Genomic DNA, 8,418 nt, shown 5'->3' on the forward strand with positions numbered 1-8,418 from the left:
AGACGATTTTCGACGGCGCGTCACTGACGAAACCGGTCGTGACGGCGACGACGGCGCTCTCGCTCGTTGAATCGGGCGTCATCACCCTGTCGGACGAACTCCGACGCCACGTCCCGTCCCTCGACGGCTATCGGCGCGGCGACGTTCGCCTGCTCGAACTGCTGACCCACAGTTCCGGCTTTCAGCCGTACTCGTTCGCGGAATCGTGGGAGTCACCGAACGACGTGCTGGCGGGCCTTCGAAACCGGTCGATTCTCGAAGCCGAACCCGGCAGTCGAAACGAGTACAGTTGTCTCAACTTCGTCCATCTGGCCGAGGCGCTCAGGGGCGCGACCGACCGCTCGCTCGGCGAACTCGCGGAGCGGCACGTGTTCGGTCCCGCCGGGATGGAAACCTCCCGACTCGGGCCGTTGGAAGACGTCTCGAACGTCGCCGCGACCTACGACCACGAGTACCGCGACCGCATCCTCCGCGGAGCAGTCCACGACCCGCTCGGCTGGGCCATGAACGGCCAGAGCGGGAATGCGGGTCTGTTCACGACGGTCGACGACCTCGCGGCGTTCGCGCGGGCGTACCTCGCCGCGGACGGAACGCTGCTCTCTCCGGGCACCGTCGAGCGGTTGCAGGACGACTGGGTGCCGGACCTCGATACCCGCCACAGCCTCGGGTGGCGACTCGCCGACGGGACGTACCCCGCGCCGAACTGGTCGCGCGTCGGACTCGGACATACGGGTTACACCGGCACCTCGCTGTGGCTCGACCACGCCCGCGACCGGTTCGCCGTCCTGCTCACGAATCAGGTGTACGACGGAAAGGACACCGGTCTCATCCGCTTCCGCGAGCGGTTTCACGCGATGGTCGCCGCCGGGCGTTTCGACTGATTCGATGTCCCGTTCGCGCCGCGGCCGGGGAATATTTATTACACGGCGCCAACGTTGGCTGGTATGGTCGCAGTCTGGAGCTATCCGTGGCGTTTACTCTCGCAGCCGCCCGAGACGACGAGACGCGAACTCGCCGAACTGGGCGTGACGAGCGTCACCGTCGCCGCACACTATCACTCTATCAGAACCCTCGAACCGCGTTCTTCCGACGGTCTGTTCGAATCGTACGAAGGCGGGTGCTACTTTCGCCCCGACCCGGAGTCGTTCGCTGATACGCCCATCGACCCGCCAGTGAACGAAATCGACGGCCATCCCGACCCGTTCGGCGAGGTCGTCGAGCGGTTGACCGAGGCGGATATCGACGTGACAGCGTGGTTGGTCTGTTTCCACAACACGAACCTCGGCGCGTCGAACCCGGAGTATCGCGTCGAAAGCGCCTTCGGCGACCCCCACGACCACGCGTTCTGTCCATCCCATCCCGAGGTTCACGACTACTTCGAGGGCGTCGTGCGCTCGCTCGCCGACTACGACATCGCCGCCATCAACCTCGAATCGCTCGGCTTTCCGAACGCCTTCCACGGCCACGGTGCCACGTTCGGCCACTCGAAAAACCACGTCGTCTGCGGCAAGCCGGAAGAACTCCTCCTCTCGCAGTGTTTCTGTTCGGCCTGCCGAACGCGGGCGGCGAGCCACGAGGTGGATTTCGAACGCGCCCGTGAGGTCGTCCAGTCGCTCGCCCGCGACGTGCTTCGAACGCCGACTCCCCAAATCGAATCGCTCTCCCGACTCGCGGAGGAGTATCCCGTTCTCGCCGACCTCTTCGATTTCCGCGCGTCGGTCATCGACTCGTTCCTCGAACGCATCGTGGCGGCCAGCGGCGACATGGAGCTAACCTACTCGGCGTCGGACGGCCTCGGGCGCGACCCGAACGACGGATGGCCCGCGGGCGTCGTCCTCGACCGCGTTCGCGCTCATCTGGACCGCATCGTCGTGCTCTGTTACACCGACGACCGCGATCTCGCTCGCCGTCGCGTGCAGGGGTATCGGGAGGCGGTCGAGTTACCGGTCGACGTCGGCCTCACCCTCGACCCCGCCGTCATCGGTTCGGAAGCGGAGTGGCGGCGATTCGTGACCGACGTCGGCGACCTCGGCGACGAACTTCGCGTCTACAACCACGCGCTGTTGACCGAGGACCACCTCGACTGGTTCGACGTGGCCGCCGCGCCACTCGGTAAGTGAGTGGGTCATCGAATGGATGAACGAGGGAGCGAGCAGAGGAAGAAGTGGCACTAAAATCGCGCCTTCCCAACGTAATTATATTGATACCTTCCCTCTCGCACACGGGGTTTTTTAAGGAGTTACTGCATTGCCGAAGATATGGTAACACTCGGCGTAGAACGGTTGTTGAACGACCGCTTCGAGACGGTCGATGGCGAACGATTGGGACTCATCACGAACCCGTCGGGAACCGACAGCAACCTCACCACCACGATAGACCTCCTCGATGCCCGCGAGGAGTTCGACCTCCGGAAGCTGTTCGGACCCGAACACGGGATTCGGGGTGACGCACAAGCGGGCGTGAAGGTCGAGGATAGCATCGACGAGCGCACCGGTCTTCCGGTGAAGAGCCTCTACGGGGAACAGAAACAGCTAACCCCCGGGATGATGGACGACATCGACACCATCGTCTACGATATGCAGGACGTCGGATGTCGGTTTTACACGCTCATCTACACGCTAGGCTACGCGCTGAAAGGGGTCGCGGAGGCCGGAAAGCGGATGGTCGTCCTCGACCGGCCGAATCCCATCTCGCCGCTATCCGTCGCGGGCAACCGAATCGACGACGAGGTGGCTTCGTTCGTGGGTGGGTACGAACTTCCCATCGTCCACGGGATGACCGTCGGCGAACTGGCGACCTACTTCAACGGCGAGTTCGACGTGGGCGCGGACGTGGAGGTCGTGGAGATGCGCGGCTGGTCGCGTTCCGATTGGTTTTCCGATACCGGCCTGCCGTGGGTGTACCCATCGCCGAACATGCCGACTCCGGGAACGGCCACGTTATACCCCGGCATGTGCTTTTTCGAGGGCACGAACCTCTCGGAGGGGCGCGGGACGACGAAGCCGTTCGAACTCGTCGGCGCGCCGTGGATAGATGCGGACGACTGGGCGACTGAGCTTTCGAACCAAGGGTTGGAGGGCGTCGCCTTCCGCCCGGCGTACTTCTCGCCGACGTTCTCCAAACACGAGCGCGAGAACGTGACGGGCGTCCAGATACACGTCCTCGACCGGGACGCCATCGACCCCGTGACGGTCGGGCTGACGGTCCTCGCCTCGGCGTTCACGACGTACGACGATTGCGAGTGGATAGCCTACGACGACGAGTTCTTCGTCGATAAACTGGCGGGCGGGAGCTATCTCCGCGAGACGATAGACGCCGCCGACGCGTCGACCGAACCGCGTGAAATCGCCGAAATCATCGCGGACAGGTGGGAAGACGATCGGACGGAATTCCTCAAAGTGCGAGACGATTACAGGCGGTACTGATACCGATGAGTTCGACAACCGAACCCGAGTCGGCGGAATCGACGAACCCACCCGCCACTCACACGGATTTCGAGGTGGATGTGTCGTCCCTATCGCTCCCCGAGAAGGTCGGACAGTTGTTCATTGCGGGCTTCGACGGGACGACGCCCACCGCGGCGATAGAAGAACTCGTCTCTGAGCGCCACCTCGGCGGCGTCATCTACTTCAGCCGGAACGTCGAATCGCCAGGACAGCTTCGGACCCTCTCGCGCACGTTACAGGGGTTCGTCCCCCACGGAAAGCCCCCCTTGCTCCTGTCCATCGACCAGGAGGGCGGCCGGGTCGCGCGCCTCTCGTGGGGCACCGAACTGCCGAGCGCGATGGCGCTGGGGGCGGCGGGCGACCCCGAACTCGCGTCCCGCGCCGGGCGAGCAGTCGGGCGTGAACTGCGCGCGCTCGGCGTCGATATCGACCTCGCGCCGGTCCTCGACGTGAACAACAACCCCGACAACCCCGTCATCGGTGTTCGGTCGTTCGGCGAACGCCCGGAACGCGTCGCGGAACTGGGCGCGGCGTTCGCCGATGGGCTACAGGACGCGGGCGTCGTCGCTTGCGGGAAGCATTTTCCGGGACACGGCGACACCGCGGTCGATTCCCACCTCGACCTGCCGGTCATCGACCACGACCGGGAGCGCCTCGACGCGGTGGAACTGAAACCGTTCCGGCGCGCCATCGATGCCGGTATCGGCGCGATAATGACGACGCACGTCGCGTTTCCGACCATCGCGGACGACGCGGAGCGACCGGCGACGCTCTCCGCGCGCGTCGTCACCGACCTCCTTCGAGAGGAACTGGGGTTCGAGGGTCTGGTCGTCACGGATTGCATGGAAATGGACGCCATCGCCGACGGGGTTGGAACCGTCGAAGGCTGTGTGCAAGCGGTCGAGGCCGGGTGCGACCAACTCTGTGTCTCGCACACTCCGGCGAAACAGCGCGCCGCCATCGACGCCGTTATCGAAGCGGTCGAATCGGGGCGCATCGCCGAGTCCCACATCGACGCCGCGGTTCGGCGCGTCCTCCGCGCCAAACGAGTCTACGGAGCGGGCTACGTCGGCGGCGAGAACGAATGGGACGACGGCGCGGCGGAGTGCCGGGCCACCGCGCGGGAAGTCGCCGAACGCGGCGTCACGCTCGTCCGCGACGCGGCCGACGCGCTTCCGCTCTCCCAGCGCGTTGCCGTCTACGAGTTCGACGGCGGCCGCGGGTCGCCCGCAGAGGAGGCGTCCGGCCGCGGCGGCGCGTTCGCGTCGGCACTGTCGGCGGCGGGCGTCGCCGTCGATGGTACCGTCCTCGCGCCGGGGGAACTACCGGAGGAACGCGCCGTTTCGACCCGTAGAACGGTGGTCTGTACGTCCGACGCCGCCTCGAATCCGGACCAAGCAGCGGTCGTCCAAGCCCTGCAAGAGGCGGGCGCGAACCCTATCGTCGTCGCAACGCGGAACCCATACGATCTTTCGGCGATGCCGAACGTGGAGACGTACCTGACGACGTACGACGATACGCCCGCGTCGCTCGCCGCAGCGGCGGAACTGCTGGCCGGGAAGGGTATCCCGTCCGGGCGATTGCCGGTGACGATACCGGACGGTAGATAGTAATACTGAGCAGTGGTACTAAATATTCATACTGGTTGGTACTGCTAGACAACAATATCAGGAAGTATTCTCTTCCCGGAAAACCGAGGGGTCCGTGATAGATGTCCTAACCGCTGTATTCGACCGATTTACGTTTCTGTGACCAGCGATCCGCCGAGTATTACTATAGAGTCATACCGGGATGATGGGAGGGACGAGACGCGAAAGCGGAGAGTAGTATCGTCGTTAGCGCGCCTGTTCGGAGACGTTCCGGAACACGTCCGCCAATTCGTCGGTCAATCGGTCGAGGAGTTCCTCGCCTTTTTCCGCGTTCGCCAGTTTCGGGTCTCCGATGGCCCCAGTGTCCGAGTACTCCTCGAACGGCCGGTACGTCGCAAGCGGGCCGCCGTCGAGCAGGTCCTTGGTACCGCGGTCGTACGGTTCGTCGAGGTACTCCGCGTCCGCGTCCTCCATCCGAACGAGTTCGGGGTGAAGGTGGAGCATCAGCGAGGTTTCGAACTCGCCGCCGTGGGACATGCCGCCGGTTTCGCTCTCTCGAATCTCGTCGACGGACGGTTCGGCGAGTTGGAAGTACGTCAGCCCCGTGACTTCGACGTCGGGATGGGATTTTCCGACGATGCTGACGGCGTTGTTGATGGCGGCCGCGTTGCCGCCGTGACCGTTGACGAAGCAGAGGGCGTCGAACCCGTTTTCAAGCGCGGTGTCGGCCACGTCCGCCAGCGCATCGAGGAGGTCGTCGAGTTCGAGCGAGATGGTCCCGCCGAGCGAGAGGTGATGTGGCGAAAACCCCGACCAGACCGGCGGCGTGACGAGGATGGGAACGTCGTCCGCGGCGCGTTCGGCACCGCGATGGGCCACCGCGTCGGCCAGCAGGGTGTCGGTCGAAACCGGGAGGTGGTGGCCGTGCTGTTCGATACTACCGACGGGAACGACGAGAACCGACCCGTCGGCGGCTCCGACGTCTCGGATTTCGCGCCGAGTCTTCGCCGCCCACGCGACGGCGGACAGACGCATCGCTGCAGTCATAGCGAACAGTGCTCATGTCGGTCGTATAATGGTTGGGGTCCCGTCAAGGGAGGTGGTTGGTCACAGTTGAGCGAGATATACACACCAGTTGATAGTTCATGAATTCGCTTCCCATGTATTGTGTGGATACTTCCCACAACTCTACATCACTCTTGAAGGCGTGTCGTGATGAATTCGGTTCTCAGATTTGAGTCGTAGACACACTGGATAGGGCAGGGCCTCCGACCCCGAGTATCACGCGCCGCGTGCAAAATCGAAATTGTCAGCCGCTATCCTGGGCGCGTGATCGTCGTGAACTACGATTGGAACGAGAGTTGATGAGACAAGGTGAACTACGATGCCCCGTTCGAGATATCGACCGAATCATCCGACTTCGACACCGAACACCACCTGAGTATTGTCGTGAAAAATCAATATTGGTGGAGAACTTGTCATGCAGGTGTCCGTCTACGTGACGATGTTCGACACCCGTGCTACGCGTGTGCGAGCTTCAGTTCGATGATGTTCTTCGCGCGCCGGAGGCCGTCCAAGAGTCGGTCGCGGACGTCGCCCTCGACTCTGCTCGCCGGGCCGGAAACGCTGATGGCCCCGATGACCTGTCCGTTTTCGTTCTTGATGGCGACCGCGAGACAGCGCACGCCGCGGACGCGCTCCTCGTTATCGACGGCGTAGCCTCGCTCCCGGACCGCCGCCAGTTCGCCGCGGAGTTCGTCGCGGTCGGTTATCGTCTTCGACGTCTGGACGGGCAACCCACGGCGGTCGAAAATCGCTTCGGTCTTGCTCTCCGGGAGGAACGCGAGGATGGCCTTCCCGAGCGCGGTGGCGTGGAGCGGGACGCGTGTTCCGGGATGCGTGTCGAGCGGGATGGCGTTTCCACCCTGCGCGTTGTAGATGTACACGCCCATGCCGTCCTCCTCGACGAGGAGGTTCGCCGATTCCTCGGTTTCGGACGCCAGTTCGTCGATTTCGGGGCTGGCGACTTCGTACACCTTGCGTCTGGAGCGGGCGTATTCCCCGAAATCGAGAAACCTGAGGCTCACGTGATACGTGTTCCCGTCCCTGACGACGTACCCCCGCTGCACGAGCGTTCGGAGATGGTTGTGCACCGTGCTGTCGGGAAGGTCGAGGTGGGCGGCGATTTCCGTGAGGCGAGCACCGTCGAGTTCGCGCAGCGTGTCGATGATATCGAGTGACCGCGCTGTCGTCCTGACGGGCGTGGTGGATTCGCGGGTCATTGCCCTCTTCGTCCGTTTTTTCCCGGAGGGGAGTTATATAACTTCCCTCGCCCTCGACTGACGCTAACCTGGACTTCGGGGGCCGATACTTCCATACGACTGCCGACTGTAGCCGGGCGTGACGATGCCTGCAAGACAAGCTGACACGACGTGGCAAGGAGGAAAGGACGGAAGCGGCGACTTCGAAACGGAGAGCGGCCAGATAGAGGGAACGTTCCGGTTCCCGACCCGCTTCGAGGACGAACCCGGAACGAACCCCGAGGAACTCATCGGCGCGGCCCACTCCGGCTGTTTCTCGATGCAACTGACGGCGTTCCTCGAAGAGGAGGGCTACACGCCGGACAGCCTCCAGACGGAGGCGGACGTGCACCTCAAACCAGCGGACGGGGGCGGCTTCGAGATTCCGCGCATCGACCTGACGCTGACGGCGGAGATTCCCGACATCGACGAGGAGACGTTCGACGACCTCGCGCAGAACGCCAAGGAAAACTGCCCGGTTTCGAAGGCGCTCGCCGGACCGGACATCACGCTTGACGCGACGCTGAAGAGCTAACGACCGCGACCCGTTTTTCGGCGACGTCGGTGAAGCCGTCGTGTTTCCGCCGATGAGCGATTCCATAGGAAATTTAACACTCCGCGCAAACGGTGCAGTCATGGTACACTGCCCCGACTGCGATGCGACCCTCGAAACGGAGTCGGACGTCGATTTCGTGGAGATGGACGCCACGACTGGCTTTTTCGCGGCCTCCAAACGGTTCTACGTCGTGAACTGCGCCGACTGTGGTGCGACTATCGGAAGCGGCGTCGCTGGTGCGAAGGCCGGTGGCGGTGCTTGAAAGAAAAAAGCTATAGGTTAGTTATCACAATTCGGGGTATGGTACACTGCCCCGAATGTCAAGCGGAGCTCTCCGAAAAGTCCGATGTCGAATTCGTGGAGATGGACGCCACGACAGGTTTCTTCGCGGCCTCGAAACGGTTCTACTTGGTCGCCTGTAATGAATGTGGCGCGGCCATCGGCGGCGGGGTCGCGGGCGCGAAGGCCTGAGCCGGTCGATTTGCTGGTTTTCCTTCACTCCGACCGATTGTGACCGTCATTTCGAC

General features: G+C 63.4%; 9 protein-coding genes. 7 read left to right on the forward strand and 2 right to left on the reverse strand.

All coding sequences use genetic code 11. The features are described 5' to 3' along the window. The 4 genes from BG842_RS11660 to nagZ all read left to right on the forward strand — a co-directional run. A partial coding sequence (locus BG842_RS11660; RefSeq protein WP_069450861.1) for a serine hydrolase occupies positions 1–881 on the forward strand: 881 nt, incomplete at its 5' end. A 63-nt stretch (positions 882–944) separates the two neighbouring features. Then, complete coding sequence (locus BG842_RS11665) at positions 945–2,120, forward strand: hypothetical protein (protein ID WP_069450862.1); 1,176 nt, start codon at positions 945–947, stop codon at positions 2,118–2,120. A gap of 138 nt (positions 2,121–2,258) precedes the next feature. Then, positions 2,259–3,425 carry an exo-beta-N-acetylmuramidase NamZ domain-containing protein gene (locus tag BG842_RS11670; RefSeq protein ID WP_069450863.1) on the forward strand — a complete coding sequence of 389 codons (1,167 nt, stop codon included), beginning with the start codon at positions 2,259–2,261 and terminating at the stop codon, positions 3,423–3,425. A 5-nt stretch (positions 3,426–3,430) separates the two neighbouring features. Continuing rightward, positions 3,431–5,056, forward strand: coding sequence for a beta-N-acetylhexosaminidase (gene nagZ / locus BG842_RS11675; protein ID WP_217493307.1), 1,626 nt, complete (start codon positions 3,431–3,433; stop codon positions 5,054–5,056). Positions 5,057–5,281: 225 nt separating this feature from the next. On the opposite strand, the gene BG842_RS11680 is transcribed toward nagZ, so the two are convergent. Both BG842_RS11680 and BG842_RS11685 read right to left on the reverse strand, forming a co-directional pair. Next, on the reverse strand, positions 5,282–6,082 hold the full coding sequence (locus BG842_RS11680; protein ID WP_069450864.1) for a creatininase family protein: 801 nt from the start codon (positions 6,080–6,082) through the stop codon (positions 5,282–5,284). Positions 6,083–6,555: 473 nt separating this feature from the next. After that, positions 6,556–7,317: an IclR family transcriptional regulator gene (locus BG842_RS11685; protein ID WP_069450865.1), complete on the reverse strand. Its 762-nt coding sequence runs from the start codon at positions 7,315–7,317 to the stop codon at positions 6,556–6,558. A gap of 124 nt (positions 7,318–7,441) precedes the next feature. On the opposite strand from BG842_RS11685, the gene BG842_RS11690 reads away from it, so the two are divergent. From BG842_RS11690 to BG842_RS29805, 3 genes are all read left to right on the forward strand, one after another. Next, positions 7,442–7,870, forward strand: coding sequence for an OsmC family protein (locus tag BG842_RS11690; protein WP_069449318.1), 429 nt, complete (start codon positions 7,442–7,444; stop codon positions 7,868–7,870). A 100-nt stretch (positions 7,871–7,970) separates the two neighbouring features. Beyond that, positions 7,971–8,153, forward strand: coding sequence for a hypothetical protein (locus BG842_RS11695; protein WP_069449317.1), 183 nt, complete (start codon positions 7,971–7,973; stop codon positions 8,151–8,153). A gap of 38 nt (positions 8,154–8,191) precedes the next feature. Then, a complete protein-coding gene (locus BG842_RS29805) occupies positions 8,192–8,362 on the forward strand; it encodes a hypothetical protein (RefSeq protein ID WP_007983401.1) in 171 nt (56 codons plus the stop codon). The last annotated feature ends 56 nt before the right edge of the window (positions 8,363–8,418 follow it).

The organism is Haladaptatus sp. W1, from assembly GCF_001723155.1.
Lineage (GTDB): Archaea > Halobacteriota > Halobacteria > Halobacteriales > Haladaptataceae > Haladaptatus > Haladaptatus paucihalophilus.

Coding starts and splice junctions, on each gene's coding strand:
- BG842_RS11695 (WP_069449317.1), top strand. CDS start 7,971: ATGGTACACTGCCCCGACTGCGATGCGACCCTCGAAACGGAGTCGGAC.
- BG842_RS11680 (WP_069450864.1), bottom strand. CDS start 6,082: ATGACTGCAGCGATGCGTCTGTCCGCCGTCGCGTGGGCGGCGAAGACT.
- BG842_RS11685 (WP_069450865.1), bottom strand. CDS start 7,317: ATGACCCGCGAATCCACCACGCCCGTCAGGACGACAGCGCGGTCACTC.
- BG842_RS11690 (WP_069449318.1), top strand. CDS start 7,442: ATGCCTGCAAGACAAGCTGACACGACGTGGCAAGGAGGAAAGGACGGA.
- BG842_RS11665 (WP_069450862.1), top strand. CDS start 945: ATGGTCGCAGTCTGGAGCTATCCGTGGCGTTTACTCTCGCAGCCGCCC.
- BG842_RS29805 (WP_007983401.1), top strand. CDS start 8,192: ATGGTACACTGCCCCGAATGTCAAGCGGAGCTCTCCGAAAAGTCCGAT.
- BG842_RS11670 (WP_069450863.1), top strand. CDS start 2,259: ATGGTAACACTCGGCGTAGAACGGTTGTTGAACGACCGCTTCGAGACG.
- nagZ (WP_217493307.1), top strand. CDS start 3,431: ATGAGTTCGACAACCGAACCCGAGTCGGCGGAATCGACGAACCCACCC.